Origin of the sequence: Streptomyces sp. NPDC057428 (genome assembly GCF_042803195.1) — a bacterium.
Taxonomy (GTDB): Bacteria; Actinomycetota; Actinomycetes; order Streptomycetales; family Streptomycetaceae; genus Streptomyces.
In genome coordinates, this window is record NZ_JBHVCT010000102.1 from 1 (window position 1) to 20,289 (window position 20,289).

At 69.9% G+C, this 20,289-nt stretch carries 19 protein-coding genes, 1 pseudogene and 1 riboswitch; of the genes and pseudogenes, 14 read left to right on the top strand and 6 right to left on the bottom strand.

Annotation, left to right across the window (positions count from 1 at the left end; genetic code table 11):
- Positions 1 to 55: 55 nt before the first annotated feature.
- From glyA to gcvT, 3 genes are all read right to left on the bottom strand, one after another.
- Positions 56 to 1,315: a serine hydroxymethyltransferase gene (gene glyA / locus ACFU5K_RS27470; protein ID WP_384066350.1), complete on the bottom strand. Its 1,260-nt coding sequence runs from the start codon at positions 1,313 to 1,315 to the stop codon at positions 56 to 58.
- Between the two features lie 19 nt (positions 1,316 to 1,334).
- Positions 1,335 to 1,712 carry a glycine cleavage system protein GcvH gene (gene gcvH / locus ACFU5K_RS27475; RefSeq protein WP_384066351.1) on the bottom strand — a complete coding sequence of 126 codons (378 nt, stop codon included), beginning with the start codon at positions 1,710 to 1,712 and terminating at the stop codon, positions 1,335 to 1,337.
- A 93-nt stretch (positions 1,713 to 1,805) separates the two neighbouring features.
- Positions 1,806 to 2,933, bottom strand: coding sequence for a glycine cleavage system aminomethyltransferase GcvT (gene gcvT, locus ACFU5K_RS27480; RefSeq protein WP_384066353.1), 1,128 nt, complete (start codon positions 2,931 to 2,933; stop codon positions 1,806 to 1,808).
- 166 nt (positions 2,934 to 3,099) lie between these two features.
- Positions 3,100 to 3,197: riboswitch (glycine riboswitch) on the bottom strand.
- Positions 3,198 to 3,381: 184 nt separating this feature from the next.
- Here gcvT and ACFU5K_RS27485 point away from each other — a divergent pair.
- The 10 genes from ACFU5K_RS27485 to ACFU5K_RS27530 all read left to right on the top strand — a co-directional run bounded on the left by ACFU5K_RS27485 (position 3,382) and on the right by ACFU5K_RS27530 (position 14,511).
- Positions 3,382 to 4,071, top strand: coding sequence for an AAA family ATPase (locus tag ACFU5K_RS27485; RefSeq protein ID WP_384066355.1), 690 nt, complete (start codon positions 3,382 to 3,384; stop codon positions 4,069 to 4,071).
- A gap of 193 nt (positions 4,072 to 4,264) precedes the next feature.
- On the top strand, positions 4,265 to 5,035 hold the full coding sequence (locus tag ACFU5K_RS27490) for an enhanced serine sensitivity protein SseB (RefSeq protein ID WP_384066357.1): 771 nt from the start codon (positions 4,265 to 4,267) through the stop codon (positions 5,033 to 5,035).
- Positions 5,036 to 5,191: 156 nt separating this feature from the next.
- A complete protein-coding gene (locus ACFU5K_RS27495) occupies positions 5,192 to 6,040 on the top strand; it encodes an enhanced serine sensitivity protein SseB C-terminal domain-containing protein (RefSeq protein WP_384066359.1) in 849 nt (282 codons plus the stop codon).
- Between the two features lie 355 nt (positions 6,041 to 6,395).
- Positions 6,396 to 7,388, top strand: a complete 993-nt coding sequence (locus ACFU5K_RS27500; RefSeq protein ID WP_384066361.1) for an ABC transporter permease — start codon at positions 6,396 to 6,398, stop codon at positions 7,386 to 7,388.
- Positions 7,389 to 7,432: 44 nt separating this feature from the next.
- Complete coding sequence (locus ACFU5K_RS27505; protein WP_384066363.1) at positions 7,433 to 9,193, top strand: ABC transporter substrate-binding protein; 1,761 nt, start codon at positions 7,433 to 7,435, stop codon at positions 9,191 to 9,193.
- 91 nt (positions 9,194 to 9,284) lie between these two features.
- Positions 9,285 to 10,274 (top strand): ABC transporter permease, encoded by a 990-nt coding sequence (locus tag ACFU5K_RS27510; protein ID WP_384066365.1) that lies wholly within the window; start codon positions 9,285 to 9,287, stop codon positions 10,272 to 10,274.
- Positions 10,271 to 11,377: an ABC transporter ATP-binding protein gene (locus ACFU5K_RS27515; protein WP_384066367.1), complete on the top strand. Its 1,107-nt coding sequence runs from the start codon at positions 10,271 to 10,273 to the stop codon at positions 11,375 to 11,377. The genes ACFU5K_RS27510 and ACFU5K_RS27515 overlap by 4 nt, the downstream gene beginning before the upstream one ends.
- Positions 11,374 to 12,894 (top strand): dipeptide ABC transporter ATP-binding protein, encoded by a 1,521-nt coding sequence (locus ACFU5K_RS27520; protein ID WP_384066369.1) that lies wholly within the window; start codon positions 11,374 to 11,376, stop codon positions 12,892 to 12,894. The genes ACFU5K_RS27515 and ACFU5K_RS27520 overlap by 4 nt, the downstream gene beginning before the upstream one ends.
- An 18-nt stretch (positions 12,895 to 12,912) precedes the next feature.
- Entirely contained in the window at positions 12,913 to 13,584 is a 672-nt protein-coding gene (locus tag ACFU5K_RS27525; protein ID WP_384066371.1) for a trimeric intracellular cation channel family protein, read from the top strand.
- Positions 13,585 to 13,635: 51 nt separating this feature from the next.
- Positions 13,636 to 14,511: a thioesterase family protein gene (locus ACFU5K_RS27530; protein ID WP_384066373.1), complete on the top strand. Its 876-nt coding sequence runs from the start codon at positions 13,636 to 13,638 to the stop codon at positions 14,509 to 14,511.
- Positions 14,512 to 14,577: 66 nt separating this feature from the next.
- Here the strand turns inward: ACFU5K_RS27530 and ACFU5K_RS27535 are convergent, their stop codons facing one another.
- The gene (locus ACFU5K_RS27535) at positions 14,578 to 15,201 is read right to left on the bottom strand and encodes a TetR family transcriptional regulator (protein WP_384066375.1); all 624 of its coding nucleotides are present in this window, start codon (positions 15,199 to 15,201) and stop codon (positions 14,578 to 14,580) included.
- A 105-nt stretch (positions 15,202 to 15,306) separates the two neighbouring features.
- On the opposite strand from ACFU5K_RS27535, the gene ACFU5K_RS27540 reads away from it, so the two are divergent.
- The 3 genes from ACFU5K_RS27540 (at position 15,307) to ACFU5K_RS27550 (ending at position 17,402) form a co-directional block, all read left to right on the top strand.
- On the top strand, positions 15,307 to 15,462 hold the full coding sequence (locus tag ACFU5K_RS27540) for a hypothetical protein (RefSeq protein ID WP_384066377.1): 156 nt from the start codon (positions 15,307 to 15,309) through the stop codon (positions 15,460 to 15,462).
- Between the two features lie 16 nt (positions 15,463 to 15,478).
- Positions 15,479 to 15,841, top strand: coding sequence for a DUF4190 domain-containing protein (locus ACFU5K_RS27545; protein WP_384066379.1), 363 nt, complete (start codon positions 15,479 to 15,481; stop codon positions 15,839 to 15,841).
- 391 nt (positions 15,842 to 16,232) lie between these two features.
- Complete coding sequence (locus ACFU5K_RS27550) at positions 16,233 to 17,402, top strand: cysteine desulfurase family protein (RefSeq protein WP_384066381.1); 1,170 nt, start codon at positions 16,233 to 16,235, stop codon at positions 17,400 to 17,402.
- 26 nt (positions 17,403 to 17,428) lie between these two features.
- Here the strand turns inward: ACFU5K_RS27550 and ACFU5K_RS27555 are convergent, their stop codons facing one another.
- Positions 17,429 to 18,121, bottom strand: coding sequence for an N-acetylmuramoyl-L-alanine amidase (locus ACFU5K_RS27555; protein ID WP_384066383.1), 693 nt, complete (start codon positions 18,119 to 18,121; stop codon positions 17,429 to 17,431).
- A 61-nt stretch (positions 18,122 to 18,182) separates the two neighbouring features.
- Here ACFU5K_RS27555 and mnmA point away from each other — a divergent pair, with 61 nt between their 5' ends.
- Positions 18,183 to 19,316 (top strand): tRNA 2-thiouridine(34) synthase MnmA, encoded by a 1,134-nt coding sequence (gene mnmA / locus ACFU5K_RS27560; protein ID WP_384066385.1) that lies wholly within the window; start codon positions 18,183 to 18,185, stop codon positions 19,314 to 19,316.
- A gap of 188 nt (positions 19,317 to 19,504) precedes the next feature.
- On the opposite strand, the pseudogene ACFU5K_RS27565 reads toward mnmA, so the two are convergent.
- Positions 19,505 to 20,203 (bottom strand): annotated as a pseudogene (locus ACFU5K_RS27565) (alpha/beta fold hydrolase); the annotation flags it as partial.
- Positions 20,204 to 20,289: the final 86 nt, after the last annotated feature.

Consider the following 20,289-nt stretch of genomic DNA (forward strand, 5'->3'; position numbering starts at 1 on the left):
CGCTCACTCTTCAGTGTGCGCGGTGCCCCCACCCTGCGTGCAAATTGCGGGTGTCCTACTTGAGGCCGGCGTACAGCGGGAACTTCTCCGCCAGCGCGGTCACGCGCGCCTTCAGCGCCTCGGCGTCGAAGGCGGGCTTCAGCGCTGCGGCGATGATCTCCGCGACCTCGGTGAAGTCCTCGGCCTGGAAGCCGCGGGTGGCCAGGGCCGGGGTGCCGATCCGCAGGCCCGAGGTGACCATCGGGGGCCGCGGGTCGTTCGGGATGGCGTTGCGGTTGACCGTGATGCCCAGCTCGTGGAGCCGGTCCTCGGCCTGCTGACCGTCCAGCTCGGAGTTGCGCAGGTCGACCAGGACCAGGTGGACGTCCGTGCCGCCGGAGAGCACGGAGACGCCCACCTCGGTGACGTCCGGCTGGACCAGGCGCTCGGCCAGGATACGGGCGCCGTCCAGGGTGCGCTGCTGGCGCTCCTTGAACTCCTCGGTCGCCGCGACCTTGAACGAGACGGCCTTGGCCGCGATCACGTGTTCCAGCGGACCACCCTGCTGACCGGGGAAGACCGCCGAGTTGATCTTCTTGGCGAGCTCCTGCGTCGACAGGATGACGCCACCGCGCGGACCGCCGAGGGTCTTGTGCGTGGTCGTCGTCACGACGTGGGCGTGCGGCACCGGGTTGGGGTGCAGACCCGCGGCCACGAGGCCCGCGAAGTGCGCCATGTCGACCATCAGGTACGCGCCGACCTCGTCCGCGATGCGGCGGAAGGCGGCGAAGTCCAGCTGGCGGGGGTAGGCGGACCAGCCGGCCACGATGAGCTTCGGCTTCGACTCCTTGGCGAGACGCTCGACCTCAGCCATGTCCACGACTCCGGTGTCGTCGACGTGGTAGGGGACCACGTTATAGAGCTTGCCGGAGAAGTTGATCTTCATGCCGTGGGTCAGGTGACCGCCGTGGGCCAGGTTGAGACCCATGATCGTGTCGCCCGGCTTCAGCAGCGCGAACATCGCGGCGGCATTGGCCTGCGCACCCGAGTGCGGCTGGACGTTCGCGGCCTCGGCGCCGAAGAGCGCCTTGATGCGGTCGATCGCGATCTGCTCGACCACGTCGACGTGCTCGCAGCCACCGTAGTAGCGGCGGCCGGGGTAGCCCTCGGCGTACTTGTTCGTGAGGACCGAGCCCTGCGCCTCCATGACGGCCACCGGAGCGAAGTTCTCCGAGGCGATCATCTCGAGGGTGGACTGCTGACGGTGGAGCTCGGCGTCGACGGCGGCGGCGACGTCCGGGTCCAGCTCGTGCAGGGAGGAGTTGAGAAGCGACATCAGTGGGTCCCTTGGGGTCTCAGTTGCCGGAGAACGCGGTGTACTCGTCGGCGGAGAGAAGGTCCTTCGGCTCCTCCGCGACGCGCACCTTGAACAGCCAGCCGCCCTCGAAGGGGGCGGAGTTCACCAGCGACGGGTCGTCCACGACGTCCTGGTTGGCCGCGGTCACCTCGCCGGTAACCGGCGAGTACAGGTCGCTGACCGACTTGGTCGACTCCAGCTCACCGCAGGTCTCGCCCGCGGTCACCGTGTCACCGACCTCCGGGAGCTGGGCGTAGACGACGTCACCGAGCGCGTTGGCCGCGTACTCGGTGATCCCGACCGTGGCCACGCCGTCCTCGAGGGCCGACAGCCACTCGTGCTCCTTGCTGAACCGAAGCTGCTGGGGGTTGCTCATGACCTGAATTCTCCTGTACGCGGGGGAGTGCTGATGAACAGTGGTCTTACGGTGTGAGACACGACTGCGTCACGTGGACGCGCCGCGCCCGTGTCACTTGCGGCGCTTGTAGAACGGCAGCGCCACGACCTCGTAGGGCTCGTGCGTGCCCCGGATGTCGACGCCGACACCCTCGGTGCCGGGTTCGGCGTACGCCGCGTCCACGTAGGCCATGGCGATCGGCTTGCCCAGGGTGGGCGACGGGGCACCGGAGGTGACCTCGCCGACGACCTTCCCGCCTGCCATGACGGAGAAGCCCGCGCGGGGCACCCGGCGGCCCTCGGCGATCAGGCCCACGAGCTTGCGGGGCGGGGCGGCCTCCGCGCGCTCGGCCGCGGCGGACAGCGCCTCACGGCCGACGAAGTCGCCCTCCTTCTCGAACTTCACCACCCGGCCGAGGCCGGCGTCGAAGGGGGTCAGCGCCGTGGTGAGCTCGTGTCCGTACAGCGGCATGCCCGCTTCCAGGCGGAGCGTGTCGCGGCAGGAGAGCCCGCAGGGGATCAGGCCGTAGGGCGCGCCGGCCTCGGTGAGGGCCGTCCACAGCTGCTCGGCGTGCTCGGGGGCGACGAAGAGCTCGAAGCCGTCCTCGCCCGTGTAGCCGGTACGGGCGATGAGTGCGGGGACGCCCGCGACCGTGCCCGGCAGGCCCGCGTAGTACTTCAGTCCGTCCAGGTCGGCGTCCGTGACCGACTTCAGTACGGCGGGTGAGTCGGGCCCCTGTACGGCGAGCAGCGCGTAGGCCTCGCGGTCGTCCCGCACCTCGGTCTCGAAGCCCGCCGCGCGCTCGGTGAGTGTGTCCAGGACCAGCTGGGCGTTGCCGGCGTTGGCGACGACCATGAACTCGGTGTCCGCCAGGCGGTAGACGATCAGGTCGTCAAGGATCCCGCCGTCCGCCGCGACGATCATGGTGTAGCGGGCCCGGCCCACCCCGACGGTGGCGATGTTACCGACCAGCGCGTAGGCAAGGAAGGCGGAGGCCTGCGGGCCGGTGACGGTGATCTCGCCCATGTGCGACAGGTCGAACAGACCCGCCCGGGTGCGTACGGCGTTGTGCTCGTCGCGCTCGCTGGCGTACCGCAGCGGCATGTCCCAGCCCGCGAAGTCGGTCATGGTGGCGCCCAGCGACCGGTGCAGGGCGTCGAGGGCGGTGAGGCGGGGGGCGGCGCTCGGGGCAGTGCTCATGGACATGGCTCCAGGGCATGACGACAGAGGGTTGATCCCTCCCCATCTGTCATCGGAACCTGAGAGGTTCGCCGAGACCCCCTGAAAGGGTCCTGAAGGGTGATGTCCTTCGGGTTCGGCTTGCACCTTGGGTGGAGCCGCGTAGCGGCCCGCTTTTCAGATCTGCCTCATCCACGCGGTACGGGGCCTGAGAGATTCAAGGGAGGAACTTGCTCCTTCGGCGCCCGGCGCACACGGTGACCGGGACTCTCCCGCGCGGATTCAAACGGCCGGTATGCAATTGGCGGGGTCATCATCGCACGCATTGGGAGAGAGTGGGGCGTCCAGGTCCGTGCGGGTGCCCGAAGCCGGCCGACCGCGACACGTAACGTCCGGACCGGTTGTGCCGCATTACCTTTTCTTTACACTTCTTGTGCAGGTCAGTGGGTGAATCGGCAGGGGGACGGCGATGAGGTTGCAGCGCTACGCGACGACCACGGGGGTCACGCACGAGGTGATGCCCCGGCAGCCGGGTGTCCCGGCCGGGGAGGTGATGGGCGGGCCCGCGCCGGTGGTGCGTGACCTGCGGGGTGCGGAGGGGCAGGGGCCACGCAGTCTGGACTTCGCCGCCGGCGACGTGGTGGTGGTCTCGGGGCTGCCCGGCAGCGGCAAGTCGACCCTGATCCGGCGTGCGGTCGGGGAGCACGCGATCGACTCCCAGGACACCAGGGACCGCTGGGCGGCGGCTCTGCCCGGATTATTCCCGTACGCGCTCTACCGCCCCCTGGTGCGCGCGGCGCACTACGCCGGGCTGTGGCGCACCCTTCGCTCCGGGGCGTCCGCGGTCGTGCACGACTGCGGTACGCAGGCATGGGTGCGCCGCTGGCTGGCGCGTGAGGCCCGGCGCCGGGGCCGCGAACTCCACCTCGTGCTGCTCGACGTCGCCCCCGGGGTGGCGAGGCAAGGGCAGCGGGAGCGCGGGCGCGGGGTCTCCGGTTACGCCTTCGCCCGGCACCGGCGCGCGGTGAGGCGGCTGCTACGCGACACCGAGAGCGGACTGCTGCCGCCGGGGTGCGCTTCGGCGGTGCTGCTCGACCGGGAGTCCGCAGGGGCCGTCGGCCGGATCACCTTCCCGGAGGCGCGGCTTCCGCGGGAGTAGCCGCCCGAGTGCGGCTCGGGCGGCTGGGCGTCACCGTTCGCATACGCACAGTTCGCGGCGGACCGGCTGGTTGTCCGGAATCTGGACACCGTGTCGGGTCCGGGTGCCCCTCCCGTCCGCGGCCGTGTATCCGGGGCTCGACCCGGTCTAAGGTTTCTGCCGCACAGCATGGCGAGAAAGGGACACAGACACCGTGGACATTCCGGCCCAGGCCGCGCCCCATCAGTCGAACGGATGGCCGGCCAACGAGCTCGAAGAAGTGCTCGGCGCCTCCATCGGCATACCCGGAGCAGGCGGCCGGCTGGTCGAGGTGCTCGGCCGCAGCCACGTCTGGGTGCCCCTACCGAACGGCGGCGGGCCCGGCAGCGCCGATCTGGACCTGCCGACCGTCGACATCGGCGGCGCCGCCTACGTCCCCGTGTTCAGCTCCGAGGCGCAGTTCCTCCAGTGCGTCGGAACGCACCTCTCCTTCACGGTGGCGCCCGCACGCGAGTTCGCCCGCGGACTGCCCCCGCAGGTCGGTATCGCGGTGAACCCCGGGGGCGTCGTCGGCCTGCCCCTGCCGCCGCCCGCCGTCGCGGAGCTCTGCCGGACCGGCCGCACCGCGCTGGACGGTTCCGCGAGCGGAGGCCGGGTGCGGCTGTTCCAGCCGGACTGGAAGGAGGACCCGGTCGACTTCCTGGCCGCGGTGTCCGCCGAGTTCCAGGCGACGGGCGTGGTGAGCACCGCCCGCCGGGCCCTGGCCAGCATCGAGGGCGACAGCCCCGTCCTGTTCGTCGGCGTCGAGTCCGCCGCCCTCGACGCCGCCGGGCAGAGCGCCCCGATGGACGCGCTCGGCCGAGCCCTCGGCCGCGTCCAGGTGCCCTGGCCGGTCAATCTCGTCCTGCTCGACGTGGCGCAGGACCCGGTGGGCGACTGGATGCTGGACAAGGTCCGCCCGTTCTACGTGCGCGAGGCGTACTGAGTGCGGAGTGGCGCTCCGCCACGTGGCGTCAGGACGGTGTCAGGGGCGGCGCATAAGCTGGTTTGATGGCCGGGCCGGTGCGCTCGGAAGCGGCGTTACGGCACCGCGGAGCACGCGGGCGGCGGAACAGCGGATCGAAGAGGGGCGGGACCCAGGGTGAGTGCGTCAGGCACGGGGGCGGCCGATGGGGTATCCCCTGCTCACGGGGGTCCCCCCGCTCAAGCGAAGCAGAGAGCTCGGGGAGACGTCGAGCACATGCTGCGCCAAGTGACCCCCGGGCGCCTCGACATGTACGAGGAACTGCTGAGGTCCCTGGCCGGGGGACAGGTCTGGATGCTGCTCTGGCACGGCACGGCGGGCTCCCCCTACGCGCAGTACGGCAACATGGCCGTCGAGGGCCTCGGTTACGCCCCCTGCGTGACCTCGGCCCAGGAGCTCGCCGCGAGCGGCTGGAACAGGGCCCACGAGGTCACGACCGGCCGTGACATCGCCCGTTCTCTCTTCCCTGACCGCTGGGGCATCTGGCTCAACCCGCACGCCCCGGGTGGCGGCGTCGGCATCCCCTGGCTGGACCTGCGGCGTATCGCGACCGGCCTCGACCGCATGCCCGCGGGCCCGTTGCGGCTGTCCGAACCAGCCATCGAGATCCCGCAGTTCTACGCCCTGCTGTCGCAGAACGCCCATCGCACCCCCGCGGTCCGTGCGCTGAGGCGCGCCTGGGTGCAGCCCGCGCTCGGCGTCCCGTACCTCGCGATCGGGCTCGACCTCTACGACACCGGCCGGCCGTCCGTCGACGCGGTGCGCGCGATGATGCAGCAGTCGATCGGTGTGGTGCCCGACGGCCTGCCCGTCTCCACGGTCTCGATGTCCGACGAGTACGACCCGGTCGCGATGTGGCTCCGTGCCAACTCCCGCCCGTTCTACGACCGCGAGGCCCACGCCCCCGCACCCGCCACGGGTTACGGCTACCCGCCGGCCCCCGGCCCGGCCTCCCGGGCGTACTGACGGGGCGTCGGCCGCCGACACGGCCGAAGGCCAATTGGCCACCACATCAACGCGCTTGCGCGGCATGTCCGCTATGGCGGATTAGGGGCCGAGAGGTCCGCTCACGAGGCACAGCTGTCCGGATAACGGAAGCCTCTGGACAGCATCACGTTTGAGCAAACATTCCCCGTCAGGTCTGGCGGGTGATCGCCAAGTGACTTCAGACTCCACACAGCAGGTGTTCCCTGCCCCGCGCATCCCTCCTTCAAACAGGGCCAGTTCGGGGGTGTGCGATCACGTGTGTCACGTTTTGTACGAGCCGCTACAGCGGCGGTCATGGGCCGGCCACCGTCGGCCGAGAGGGGTCTCCACCGCAATGACGGCACCTATCGAGACCACCAGGGCGGATGTGCAGCCCGAAGCGGTGCTGGAAGGCGCCCCGCGCAAGCAGATCGAGGGCCGTTCGCTCGGCCGGATCGCCTGGACCCGCTTCAAGCGGGACAAGGCCGCTATGGCCGGTGGCGTCGTTGTCGTGCTGCTGATCCTCACCGCCCTGCTGTCCAAGCCGCTCCAGGCGCTCCTCGGGCTCGATCCCGACGCCTTCAACCAGAGCCTGGTCGACCCCGTACTGCTGGCGCCCAAGGGGGACTTCGGCGGCATCAGCTTGGACCACCCGTTCGGGGTCGAGCCGCAGACGGGCCGCGACATCCTGGCGCGCATCCTCGAGGGCTCCTGGGTCTCGCTGGTGGTCGCCGTCGGTTCCACGCTGCTCTCGGTCGTGATCGGTGTTGTCATGGGCGTCGTCGCGGGCTTCTACGGCGGCTGGGTGGACAGCTTCATCAGCCGGCTGATGGACACCTTCCTGGCGTTCCCGCTGCTGCTCTTCGCGATCTCCATCTCGGCCTCCCTGCAGGGAGAGGCGTTCGGGCTGCAGGGGCTCACGCTGCGGATCGCGGTTCTGATCTTCGTCATCGGCTTCTTCAGCTGGCCCTACATCGGCCGCATCGTCCGCGCCCAGACCTTGTCGCTCCGCGAGCGGGAGTTCGTCGAGGCCGCGAAGTCGCTCGGCGCCCGCGGTCCCTTCATCCTCTTCCGGGAACTGCTGCCGAACCTGATCGCGCCGATCCTGGTCTACGCGACGCTCCTGATCCCCACGAACATCCTCTTCGAGGCATCCCTCAGCTTCCTCGGCGTCGGTATCGCGCCGCCGCAGGCCTCCTGGGGCGGAATGCTCACCCAGGCGGTCGACCTCTACGAGGTCGACCCGATGTTCATGGTCATCCCCGGCATGGCGATCTTCATCACCGTGCTGGCCTTCAATCTGCTGGGGGACGGGCTGCGCGACGCACTCGACCCTCGTGGCAAGTAATCGCGGCCATGCCGCACCGTTCGATCGAGGGGGCTTTCCTCAGCATGAGAAACAGAAAGACAGCTTCGGCCATAGCCGTTGCCGTTGCAGTGGCGCTCGGCGCGTCCGCCTGCAGCAGCAGTGACAAGGACACCGACGGAGCGGGGGGCGGCGGCGGGGGCAAGGCCGACGCCGGTCTGACGTCGATCGTCAACCCGACTGCCAAGAAGGGGGGGACGGTCACCTTCGAGCACTCCAGTGGTCCCGACTCCCTGGACCCGGGCAACACGTACTACGGCTGGGTGCAGAACTTCTCCCGCCTGTACGGCCGTTCCCTGGTGACCTTCAAGCCGGCCGCCGGCAAGGAGAGCCTGGAGGTCGTCCCCGACCTCGCGACCGGCCTGGGCAAGGCCAGCGCGGACGCCAAGACCTGGACCTACACGATCCGCAAGGGCGTGAAGTTCGAGGACGGCACGGAGATCACCTCGAAGGACGTCAAGTACGCCGTCGAGCGCTCCAACTTCGCGCCGGAGGCCCTCTCGAACGGTCCGACCTACTTCAAGGCGTACCTCGAAGGCGGCGACAAGTACAAGGGTCCGTACAAGGACAAGTCCCCTGAGGGCCTCAAGTCCATCGAGACCCCGGACGACTACACGATCGTCTTCAAGCTGAACAAGCCGTTCGCGGACATGGACTACCTCGCCGCCTTCTCGCAGACCGCTCCGGTCCCGCAGAAGGCCGACAAGGGCGCCAGCTACGTCCAGAAGATGATCTCCTCCGGTCCGTACAAGTTCTCGGCCTACGACGAGAGCAAGGGCGCGACGCTGGTCCGCAACCCGGAGTGGGACCCGAAGACGGACCCGATCCGCAAGGCGCTGCCGGACAAGATCGAGCTCAAGCTCAACGTCAACGCCACCACGGTCGACGACCACCTCCTCAACGACGTGATCACGGCTGACGCCGGAGGCACCGGTCTGCAGTCCAAGACCCAGCCCAAGGTCCTCGTGAAGGCCGCCGAGAAGGCCAAGACGGACAACCCGTACGCCGGCGCCTTGCAGTACCTGGCGCTGAACGTCAACGTGAAGCCGTTCGACAACGTCGAGTGCCGCAAGGCCGTGCAGTACGTCGTCGACAAGCGGAGCATGGTGGACGCGATCGGTGGCTCGGTCAAGGGTGACCCGGCCACCACGGTCATCCCCCCGACCGTCGCCGGTTACAAGAAGTTCGACCTCTACCCGTCCGAGGGCAGTAAGGGCGACGTCGCCAAGGCGAAGGAACACCTGGCCAAGTGCGGTCAGCCCAAGGGCTTCAAGACCACGCTGACGGCGCGTTCGGACCGCCCTGACGAGATCACCGCGGCCACCCAGCTCCAGAACAGCCTGAAGCAGATCGGTGTCACGGCGGACATCAAGCAGTTCCCGGCCGACAAGTACTTCACCGACTTCGCGGGTGTCCCGGCCTGGGTCCACAAGAACAACGCGGGCATGATGATGATGGCGTGGGGCGCCGACTGGCCGACCGGCTTCGGCTTCCTCGACCAGATCGTGAACGGCTCGGCCATCAAGCCGTCCGGTGGCACGAACCTGATGGAGCTCAACGACAAGGGGATCAACGAGCTCCTCGTCAAGGGCATCGGCACCGTCGACACCACGGCGCGCAACGCGGCGTGGGGCGAGGTGGACCAGAAGGTCATGGAGAACGCCTCCGTCGTCCCGCTCTTCTACCGCAAGAACCTGCTCTACCGTCCGGACTCGGCGGGGAACGTCACGGTCACTGACGCCTACCTCGGCATGTACGACTACGTGCTGATGACCTCGACCAAGTAACACCTGTTCATCGACAGCATCTCTTGAAAGGCAGGTGAAGGCGCCGGGCCGGCGGGTGTCACCCCGCTCGCCCGCCCGGCGCCGCACGGCTGTGGCTGCGTACATCATCCGACGCGTATTCGCCGCGGTGTTGCTGCTGCTGGTGGTCAGCGCAGTCACGTTCGCGATCTTCTTCCTGGTCCCCCGCCTCGGTGGGCAGACCCTCGACTCGATGGCCGCCCAGTACGTCGGGAAGAGCCCAGACCCCGACGTCATCGCCGCGGTCAAGAAGAACCTGGGGCTCGACCAGCCCTTGTACCTGCAGTACTGGCACTTCATCAAGGGCATCGTCGTCGGCGCCGAATACCAGTTCGGTCCCGACCCCGTCACCTGCCATGCACCGTGCTTCGGTTACTCCTTCAAGACCCACACCGAGATCTGGCCGCAGCTCGTCGACCGCATCCCGGTCACGCTGTCGATGGCCGTCGGTGCGGCCGTCATCTGGGTCGTCTCCGGTGTCGCCGCCGGTGTGGTCTCCGCCCTGAAGCGGGGGTCGCTCTTCGACCGCCTCTCCATGGGCGTCGCCCTCGCGGGTGTCTCGCTGCCGATGTTCTTCACCGGTCTCGTCGTCCTGGCGCTGTTCGGCAACGGGGAGTACGTACCCTTCACCCAGAACCCGGTCGAGTGGGCCGGCAGCCTGGTCCTTCCCTGGTGCACGCTCGCTCTGCTGTACTCCGCGCTCTACGCCCGGCTCACCCGGGCCGGGATGCTGGAGACGATGAGTGAGGACTACATCCGCACCGCACGGGCCAAGGGCCTCCAGGAGCGCAAGGTCGTCGTCAAGCACGGCCTGCGCGCGGCGCTCACCCCGCTCGTCACCATTTTCGGCATGGACTTCGCGCTGCTGCTCGGTGGTGCGGTCATCACCGAGAACGTCTTCAGCTTCCAAGGCCTGGGGAACATGGCCATCAAGGGCGTGACCACGGCCGACCTGCCCAAGGTCATGGGCGTGACACTGGTCGCCGCCTTCTTCATCGTCATCTGCAACCTGCTGGTGGACCTCGTGTACGCCGCGATCGACCCCCGGGTGAGGCTCTCATGAGCGACGTAGGCAAGAAGGACACTCCCGCGCCCGAGGCGGCGCCGGTGACGGTCCCCGCTCCCCGGGACGCTTCGGCGGACGCGAAGGAGTTCCTCTCCGTACGCAACCTCAGCATCCACTTCGACACCGACGACGGCCTGGTCAAGTCCGTCGACGGCGTCAGCTTCGACCTGAAGGCCGGTCAGACCCTCGGCATCGTCGGCGAGTCCGGGTCCGGCAAGTCCGTGACCTCGCTGGGGATCATGGGGTTGCACACCTCGGAGCGTGCCCGGATCGGCGGTGAGATCTGGCTCGACGGCGAGGAGCTGATCGGCGCCGGGCGCGAGCGTGTACGCGAGCTGCGCGGCCAGAAGATGGCGATGATCTTCCAGGACCCGCTGTCGGCCCTGCACCCGTACTACAGCATCGGCGCGCAGATCGTGGAGGCTTACCGCGTCCACAACAAGGTCGACAAGAAGACGGCCAAGAAGCGCGCGGTCGAGATGCTGGACCGGGTCGGAATCCCCGAACCGCACCGCCGTTACGAGGACTACCCGCACCAGTTCTCCGGCGGTATGCGCCAGCGCGCCATGATCGCGATGGCCCTGGTCAACAACCCTCAGCTGCTGATCGCCGACGAGCCGACGACGGCCCTGGACGTCACCGTCCAGGCGCAGATCCTCGACCTGATCCGCGACCTGCAGAAGGAGTTCGGCTCCGCCGTCGTCATGATCACCCACGACCTCGGCGTCGTCGCCGAGATCGCGGACGACCTCCTGGTCATGTACGCGGGCCGCTGCATCGAACGGGGAAGCGCCGAGAAGGTCTTCTACGAGCCCCAGCACCCCTACACCTGGGGGCTGCTGGGCTCGATGCCGCGCATCGACCGCGAGCAGACCGACCGGCTCGTCCCGGTCAAGGGCTCGCCGCCCAGCCTCATCAACGTCCCGTCCGGCTGCGCCTTCCACCCGCGCTGCCCGTACGCCGACGTCCCGCCGGACAACATCAGCCGCACCGAGCGTCCTGAGCTGAAGCTGGCCGGCGCCGGGCACTACTCCGCGTGCCACATGTCGCGTGAGCAGCGGGAACAGATCTGGACCGAAGAGATTGCGCCGAAGCTGTGACTGATCTGAACGAGAAGACTCCCGCGTCTCCCGCGGCCGGGTCGGAAGGATCCGGGTCGGAGCCGCTCCTCAGGGTCGAGGGTCTGGCCAAGCACTTCCCGATCACCAAGGGCGTGCTGAAGCGCAAGGTCGGTGCGGTCAAGGCTGTCGACGGGCTGAGCTTCGACGTCCGCCCCGGTGAGACCCTCGGAGTGGTCGGTGAGTCGGGCTGCGGCAAGTCGACCATGGGCCGGCTGGTGACGCGTCTGCTCGAACCGACCGGTGGCACGGTCGAGTTCCAGGGCCGCGACATCACGCACATGTCCGCGGGCCGGCTGCGGCCGTTGCGCCGCGACATCCAGATGATCTTCCAGGACCCGTACGGTTCGCTGAACCCGCGGCACACGGTCGGCGGAATCGTCGGCACGCCGTTCAGGCTTCAGAGCGTCGAGCCCGAGGGCGGCGTGAAGACGGAGGTCCAGCGGCTCCTGGAACTGGTGGGGCTCAACCCCGAGCACTACAACCGCTATCCGCACGAGTTCTCCGGCGGCCAGCGTCAGCGCATCGGTATCGCCCGGGCGCTCGCGCTCAACCCGAAGCTGGTCGTCGCTGACGAGCCCGTCTCCGCGCTGGACGTGTCGATCCAGGCGCAGGTCGTGAACCTGCTGGACGACCTCCAGGACGAGCTCGGGCTCACGTACATGATCATCGCGCACGACCTGTCGGTCATCCGCCACGTGTCGGACCGGATCGCGGTCATGTACCTCGGCAAGATCGTCGAGCTCGCGGACCGCAATTCGCTGTACGAGGCGCCGATGCACCCGTACACCACGGCCCTGATGTCCGCAGTGCCGGTGCCCGACCCCCGTCGGCGTGGCGCGAAGAGCGACCGCATCCTGCTCAAGGGCGATGTGCCGTCGCCGATCTCGCCGCCGAGCGGCTGCCGGTTCCACACCCGGTGCTGGAAGGCGACGCAGGTCTGCAAGACCACGGAGCCGCCGCTGCTGCAGCTCAAGACCGGACACCAGGTGGCGTGCCACCACCCGGAGAACGGTGAGGACCAGGTCCCCGGGGACGCGCCGCTCGTCGCGGACGTCATCACGGTGAAGTCGGTGGCCACGGGCGAGCCGGCCACCGAGGAGAAGGCTGAGCCGGTGGCCACGGAGAAGGCCGCCGTGACGGCTGAGCCGGACGCGTCGGCCGAGGCTGCCGAGGTCGTCGAGATCATCGAGGTTCCGGAGACTGCCGAGTCGGCTGAGGCCCCTGGTGTCGCCGAGGCCTCAGAAACTCCCGAGACGTCCGAGGCTCCCGAGACGTCCGAGGCTCCCGAGGCGTCCGAGGCTGCCGAGACGTCTGAGACTCCCGAGGCGTCCGAGGCTGCCGAGGCGTCCGCGCCGGAAGCGTCCGACGGCCCGGAAGGGGCTGCCGGGAACACCGGGCCGGACGAGCCGGAAGGGGCCGCTGAGGCCGCCTCCGACGACGCCGGCAAGGGGTCCGCCGCACCGTCCACCGGTACGGAGGAAAAGCCGAAGAAGTAGTACCGGCACAATTGCCCGGTGCTCAACGAACTCTTCACCCCCTCCGTCCAGCATGCGCTCGACATCGCAGGAATCTTCGTCTTCGCGATCTCGGGTGCCCTGCTCGCCGTACGCAAGAACTTCGATGTCTTCGGCATCGCGGTGCTCGCGGAGGTGACAGCGCTGGGCGGAGGGATTTTCCGTGACGTGATGATCGGTGCGCTGCCCCCGGCGGCCTTCACGGATCTCGGCTACTTCCTCACGCCGCTGCTCGCCGCCGGCCTCGTCTTCTTCCTGCATCCGCATGTGGAACGCATCCAGGCAGGTGTCAACGTCTTCGACGCGGCGGGGCTGGGTCTCTTCTGCGTGTCCGGCACGATCAAGGCGTACGACTACGGCCTGGGCCTCACCTCGTCGGCCGCTCTCGGACTTGCCACCGCGGTCGGCGGCGGCGTACTGCGCGACGTCCTGGCCAACGAGGTTCCCTCGCTGCTGCGCTGGGACCGTGACCTGTACGCCGTGCCCGCCATCGTCGGGGCCGTGACCGTGGTGCTCTGCATCCGTTTCGACACGCTCAACGCCTACACCAGCGGCGCCGCGGTGATCACCGCCTTCGTCCTGCGGCTGCTGGCCATGCGCTTCCACTGGAGGGCCCCGCGCGCCTGGAACAGGCGCTCGGCCTCGGCGGAGGACAACCCGGCCGCCATCTGACCGCAACAAAAAGCTACCGCTCAGTAATACGATCGGTGTACCGTGCATGCCATGGCACAGGCAGCAGCGCAGGAGTCGCGCGCGGTACACGCGGTACGGGCGACCATCGGGGACAGCGAGTTCGACCGCGACACCGCGGTCACCCTCCGGGAGGACGGCGTCTACGACGCGGAACTCTCCGCGGGATGGACGATCATCCACGCCGTCAACGGCGGCTATCTGCTCGCGATGCTCGGCCGCGCGCTCGGTGAGGCGCTCCCGCACTCCGATCCGTTCTCGGTCTCCGCGCACTACCTGACGGCTTCCGTCCCGGGTCCGGCCGTGATTCGCACGCAGGTCGTCCGTACCGGCCGCACACTCTCCACCGGCGAGGCGTCGCTCTTCCAGTTCGCGGAGGACGGCAGCGAGATCGAGCGCATCCGGGTGCTGGCCACCTACGGGGACCTGGACGGCCTGACCGACGAGGTCCGTACCTCGGCGGAGCCGCCGGTGATCCCGCCCATCGAGCACTGCCTCGGCCCGGGAGACGGTCCCGCGCCCATTCCCGGGAGCTCGGCCATCACCGAACGGCTCGACATCAAACTCGATCCCGCGACGATCGGCTGGGCCATCGGCGCTCCCTCGGGCAAGGGTGAGATGCGGGGCTGGTTCGGCCTCGCGGACGGCCGCGACGCCGACCCGCTCTCGCTGCTGCTGACGGTCGACGCGCTGCCGCCGACCTCGTTCGAGCTCGGCCTCAAGGGCTGGACGCCCACGATCGAACTCACCACCCACATCCGCTGCCGCCCGGCCCCCGGTCCGCTGCGCGTCTCCATCACCACCCGCAACCTCGCGGGCGGCTTCCTGGAGGAGGGCGCGGACGTCTGGGACAGCGCCGGACGCCTAGTGGCCCAGTCCCGCCAGCTCGCACGCGCGCCCCGCGTCTGACGCCCGCGCCATGACGGTGCGGTGAGGTCCGACCGGCCGGAGCCCGGGTCGCGGCCTCCTCTCACCCTACGGCGCGTCCAGCCAGTGGGTCCGGCCGAGCGTGACCAGGCGCAGCCGGCGTCGCGCCACCCGGACGACCTCCTGCTCGCCCTCGGCGCCGGCGTCCAGCAGCGCGGAGGCGGTGAGCACCATGTGGTCGACGTACAGGCCGCCGAGCATGAGGAGGTCGTCCCGTTCCCACCCGGTGGACTCGGGTTCTGCGCCCAGGACCCCGGCCACCTCTTCGGCGAACAGTCGCAGCTGGGTGGCGATGGCGTCGCGGACCCGGCCGACGCCGCCGTGCTGCTCACGGGCGATGAACCTGAAATGAGCAGGCTGGTCTGCTACATGACGCGCTATCAATTCGACGCTGCGGTCGAGTCGTTCCTCGGTGTCGCCCGTCTCGGCGAGGATCGCGCCGATCATTCCGTGCAGGCTGCCCAATGTCTCCTCGACCAGGGCCACACCCAGTGCCGCCGTGCCGTCGAAGTGCCGGTAGAAGGCAGTCGGGGCCACGCCCACGGCGCGCGTCACCTCGCGCAGGCCGAGACTGCTGAGGCTCTGGTGCTCCAGCAGTGCTAGCGCCGCGTCGAGGAGCGCCTGACGCGTCTTCAGCTTCTGGGCCTGACGGATGCCGACGGTGTGACTCATGCCATTCAGTAAACAACCGTTCTCCGAGACATGGAAGGGGGTGAAGGGGCTAGACTCCAAATTCAGTGAACAGTCGTACTCTCAAAGCTCACGGAAAGGCCCGGCATGTTCGTCCTCGTCGCCGCCCTGCTCCTGCTGGGGGTTGTCCTCGGAGCGGTCGCCCACCTGCCGCTCCCACTGACCCTGGCCGCCGCGGCCGTGATCGGTCTCTGGCTGGCGGTCTTCGGCGTCCGCGAACGCCTCGCCCGCCGTACCCGCTGACGAAGGAGCCCGAACCATGACGCTCACGACCTCGCACACCAGCCGCTCCACCGGCGCCCGGTTCCGCAAGAACCCTCCCGGCGGAGCCACTCCGGCCGGAACCGGCCCCGGCCCAAGCCCCGCGGCCCGAACCCGCGAGCCGTCCCGGGAGGCCGACGGGCTGGCCGTCGCCTCGTTCGTCCTCGGGCTGCTCGGCCTGCTGGTGATGAACATCCTGCTCGGGCCGGTCGCCATCGTGATGGCGCTCGTCGCCCTCGCCCGGTCGACCACCCGGCGCGGGCGTGCGCTGCTCGGGCTGGGGCTGGGCATCGCCGACCTGGTCGTCCTCGCGGCCCTCGTGACCGCCAACGGCACCGTCTCCTGGAGCCTGGCGGGCTGATCGGGCGGCGGCTCTTCTGCCCGAGTACGTCTGGCGGTCGGTGCGCGCCTGACGCGCCACGCGTCCTGATCCCCGTGCCGTTGCCGGGTCGGCGGCGGCCCCCGCTGCTCACGGACAAAGGCCGGACAGGCCCGCACGAGGCGTCGAGGCGGAAAGGGCGTGGCGCGGGGGAGCGGGGATGTGACGGATCCGACCGGGAGCGGGGCCGAGCCGCCCTTCGGGCACGGGCCGGACAATCCGGCTCGGCTTCGGCGGCCGCCCAGGGGTGGCCGCCGCTCCGGGTGGGAGAGCGGCGGGAGCATGCTGGAGCGCCGTCCGGGACGCCGGCGCCCGCCGGGACGCGATGCGCCCGGCACGCGCCCCACCACAGGCTCGTAGAATCGGTTCCACCATGGCTTACCTCGACCACGCCGCGACCACACCGATGCTTCCGGAGGCGATCGCGGCGATGACCGCGCAGCTCGCCGTCACCGGCAACGCGTCCTCCCTGCACGCCGCCGGGCGCCGAGCCCGCCGTACCGTCGAGGAGTCCAGAGAGACCCTCGCCGATGCGCTCGGCGCGCGCCCGAGCGAGGTGGTCTTCACCTCGGGTGGCACCGAGGCCGACAACCTCGCCGTGAAGGGCCTGTACTGGGCCCGCCGCGACGCCGATCCCCGGCGCACCCGGGTGCTCGCCAGCCCTGTGGAGCACCACGCCGTCCTCGACGCCGTGGACTGGCTCGGCGAGCACGAGGGCGCCGAGGTCGAATACCTGCCGGTCGACGCCTACGGACGTGTCCACCCCGACGCGCTGCGCGAGGCGCTCGTCCGCAATCCGGACGACGTCGCCATGATCACAGTGATGTGGGCGAACAACGAGATCGGCACCATCATGCCGATTCGTGAACTCACTGAAGTGGCACAGGAGTTCGGTGTGCCGATGCATGCCGACGCGGTGCAGGCGTTCGGTCAGCTGGACGTCGACTTCGCACGCTCCGGGCTGGCCGCGATGACCGTCAGCGCGCACAAGATCGGTGGCCCGGTCGGCGTCGGCGCGGTGCTGCTGGGTCGCGACCAGACGCCCGTGCCCGTGCTCCACGGAGGGGGACAGGAGCGGCACGTGCGCTCCGGAACGCTCGACGTGGCCGCCGTGGCGGCGTTCGCCGTCGCCGGCCGGCACGCCGTCGAGGGGCGTGATGCCTTCGTCCGTGAGGTCGGCGCGCTCCGTGACGACCTGGTGGCGGCCGTGATGAAGTCCGTCCCCGACGCACTGCTCGGAGGCGACCCGGCCCCGGGGGGCCGGCTGCCCGCCAACGCCCACTTCACCTTCCCCGGCTGCGAGGGCGATTCCCTCCTGCTGCTGCTCGACGCACTGGGCATCGAGTGCTCCACCGGTTCCGCGTGCACGGCGGGTATAGCCCAGCCGAGCCACGTGCTGCTCGCCACCGGCACCGACCCCGGCCTGGCGCGCGGCACGCTGCGCTTCTCGCTCGGACACACCTCCACCGCCGGGGACGTCGAGGAACTCGCGAGGGCGATCGGTCCCGCGGTCGACCGGGCCAGGACTGCGGGGCTCAGCTAGCCCTCGGGCCGCCCGGGGCGGCGGTTTCAGCCGGCCGCCGCCGACGGCCCAGCGGTCGACGCGGCACGCACCAGCTTCATGTAGCGGTTCCAGTCCCAGTAGGGGCCGGGGTCGGTGTGGTCCGTGCCCGGCACCTCCACGTGGCCGATGATGTGCTCGCGGTCGATGGGGATTCCGTACCGCTTGCATATCGCGGCTGTCAGACGTGCCGAGGACTTGTACATCGCCGTCGTGAGGTCCTGCGGCCGGTCCACGAAGCCCTCGTGCTCGATGCCGACGCTGCGCTCGTTGAACGAGCGGTTACCCGCGTGGAACGCCACGTCCAGCTCGCGGATCATCTGCGTCACCCGGCCGTCCTGCCCGACGATGTAGTGCGTGGCGGCCCGGTGGGCGGGGTCCTGGAAGACCTTGACCGCACTGGCGAAGCTGCCCTGGGTGACATGGATGATCACCCGGTCCACGCTGTAGTCGTCCGGCCGGTCGGCGCGCCGCCAGTTCGCCTCGGAGGCGGCGACCCACTTCGCCGGGGCGTAGTCCAGCTCGCCGGTCGCGCGCGGCTTCTCCACGCCCGGCACCCGCCACCAGACGCGCCTGATCTCCTCCGCTGCCAGAGCGGCCGTGCCCGCTGCCGCGACTCCGCCGCCGATGAGCAGCGTCCGCCGACTGATGCCGTGACCAGGGCCTTTCCCTGGTGATCCGGCACTCCCGTTGTTCCCCATGTGTTCCTCAACGCATATCCGCGAGCATTCGGTTCCCGGGGCCCCGTACTCTGGAGGAGCTATGACTCAGACCTCCCAGCGCCCCCTCCGCGTGCTCGCCGCCATGTCCGGTGGAGTCGACTCCGCCGTCGCCGCGGCCCGAGCCGCCGAGGCCGGCCACGACGTGACCGGTGTGCACCTCGCCCTCTCCGCGAACCCGCAGTCCTTCCGCACGGGCGCGCGTGGCTGTTGCACCATCGAGGACTCCCGTGACGCGCGCCGTGCGGCGGACGTCATCGGGATCCCGTTCTACGTCTGGGACCTGGCCGAACGCTTCCGCGAGGACGTCGTGGACGACTTCGTCGCGGAGTACGAGGCGGGGCGCACGCCCAATCCGTGCCTGCGCTGCAACGAGAAGATCAAGTTCGCGGCGCTGCTCGACAAGGCACTCGCGCTCGGCTTCGACGCCGTGTGCACCGGTCACTACGCCACGGTCGTGCTGAATGAGGACGGCACCCGGGAGATGCACCGGGCCTCCGACATGGCCAAGGACCAGAGCTACGTCCTCGGTGTCCTGGACGAGAAGCAGCTCGCCCACGCGATGTTCCCGCTGGGTGACACGCTCACCACCAAGGACGAGATCCGGGCCGAGGCCGAGCGCCGCGGCCTGGCGGTGGCCAAGAAGCCCGACAGCCACGACATCTGCTTCATCGCCGACGGCGACACCCAGGGCTTCCTGGCGAGCCGCCTCGGCGGCCCCGCGGAGGGCGCCATCCTCGACGAGTCAGGTGCGAAGGTCGGCACCCACGAGGGCGCCTTCGGATTCACCATCGGCCAGCGCAAGGGCCTGCGCATCGGTCACCCGGCCCCGGACGGCAAGCCCCGCTACGTCCTGGACATCTCGCCGGTGAACAACACGGTGACGGTGGGCCCGGCCGAGGCGCTGGACGTCACGGCTCTCACCGCCATCAAGCCCCGCTGGTGCGGCACGGCCCCCTCCGGGCCGGGCGCCTACACCGCTCAGCTCCGCGCCCACGGCGGGGAGACCGAGGTGACGGCGGAGCTGGCCGACGGCATCCTGTCCGTCACCTTCAGCGCGCCGGTGCGGGGTGTCGCCCCCGGCCAGGCGGTCGTGCTGTACGACGGGACGCGGGTCGTCGGCTCGGCCACCATCGCGACGACGGTCAGGCGCGAGAAGGCGGCCGCGGCCGGCTGACCACATCCGGGCCGGCCGGGTCGCTCCCCTGCGACGACCCGGCCGTGCCGGAGGCCCCGCGCCGAGATCCTCGCGCGCGGAAGTCCCGCCCCTCGTGCCTGCCGCACATCCTCGGCGGCAGAGCCCGTGCCCGGTCGCGGAAGCGTCGTGACCGCGGACGCCGTTCCCGGTGCGCGGCGATGCCTCCCTCAGGACGCGGTGCGCAGGAACGAGTCCCGGGTGAAGAAGTCCGCGAGGACCGGTGCGATCACGTGCGGTGCCAGTTCGCGGGTCTGACCCGTCAGCGTGCGGTGCCTGGCCCGGGGGACGGCGGCCGCCAGGGCGAGCGTCGTCTCGTGCGCCTGCGCCGTGCTGAACCCGCCCGTCACGACGAGGGTGCGCGCGGTGAGGGAGGCGAACCTCCCGGCGGGCACAGCCCCGTCGCCCAGCAGCGCGTCGTCGTACGCGAGGGTGTGGGCCATCGCTTCGAGTCCCGGCCACAGCGGTGCCATGCGCATCCGGGCGATCGTCGCCTCCGGGACACCCGTCCGCGACAGGTGGAGCTCGAGGGCTCCCGTCCGGTCACCCGTCGCGAGCAGACGGTGCAGCGCCGTGCAGCGCGACGTCTGCGGCAGGCCGTAGGGGGGTTCGTAGACCGCGAGCAGGTCCACGGGCAGGCCTCCGGCGTGCGCCTCCAGAGCGAGTGCACCGCCGGAGAGCATGCCGAACAACGAGACGCGGCCGCCCACCCGCGACGCCACCGCCGCCAGGTCCTCGATCTCACGGCGGACCGAGTACGGCCCGCCGTCGCCACTGGCCCCGCGTCCCCGGCGGTCGTACGTGACGACCGTGAAGCGTGGGGCCAGCAGAGCGGCCAGCGGCGCCTCGTCGGCCGCGGTGCTCAGACCCGAATCCGCAGGTAGTGCGGGGTGTGTGGCAGCTGATATGGCGACAGGTGCACTTTGCCGGTGAGAAGATCGAGGTTCCTACACCG

Coding starts and splice junctions, on each gene's coding strand:
- ACFU5K_RS27550 (WP_384066381.1), top strand. CDS start 16,233: ATGGCTTACCTCGACCACGCCGCGACCACACCGATGCTTCCGGAGGCG.
- ACFU5K_RS27555 (WP_384066383.1), bottom strand. CDS start 18,121: ATGGGGAACAACGGGAGTGCCGGATCACCAGGGAAAGGCCCTGGTCAC.
- ACFU5K_RS27545 (WP_384066379.1), top strand. CDS start 15,479: ATGACGCTCACGACCTCGCACACCAGCCGCTCCACCGGCGCCCGGTTC.
- ACFU5K_RS27500 (WP_384066361.1), top strand. CDS start 6,396: ATGACGGCACCTATCGAGACCACCAGGGCGGATGTGCAGCCCGAAGCG.
- mnmA (WP_384066385.1), top strand. CDS start 18,183: ATGACTCAGACCTCCCAGCGCCCCCTCCGCGTGCTCGCCGCCATGTCC.
- ACFU5K_RS27535 (WP_384066375.1), bottom strand. CDS start 15,201: ATGAGTCACACCGTCGGCATCCGTCAGGCCCAGAAGCTGAAGACGCGT.
- ACFU5K_RS27540 (WP_384066377.1), top strand. CDS start 15,307: ATGTTCGTCCTCGTCGCCGCCCTGCTCCTGCTGGGGGTTGTCCTCGGA.
- ACFU5K_RS27530 (WP_384066373.1), top strand. CDS start 13,636: ATGGCACAGGCAGCAGCGCAGGAGTCGCGCGCGGTACACGCGGTACGG.
- ACFU5K_RS27485 (WP_384066355.1), top strand. CDS start 3,382: ATGAGGTTGCAGCGCTACGCGACGACCACGGGGGTCACGCACGAGGTG.
- ACFU5K_RS27505 (WP_384066363.1), top strand. CDS start 7,433: ATGAGAAACAGAAAGACAGCTTCGGCCATAGCCGTTGCCGTTGCAGTG.
- glyA (WP_384066350.1), bottom strand. CDS start 1,315: ATGTCGCTTCTCAACTCCTCCCTGCACGAGCTGGACCCGGACGTCGCC.
- ACFU5K_RS27515 (WP_384066367.1), top strand. CDS start 10,271: ATGAGCGACGTAGGCAAGAAGGACACTCCCGCGCCCGAGGCGGCGCCG.
- gcvH (WP_384066351.1), bottom strand. CDS start 1,712: ATGAGCAACCCCCAGCAGCTTCGGTTCAGCAAGGAGCACGAGTGGCTG.
- gcvT (WP_384066353.1), bottom strand. CDS start 2,933: ATGAGCACTGCCCCGAGCGCCGCCCCCCGCCTCACCGCCCTCGACGCC.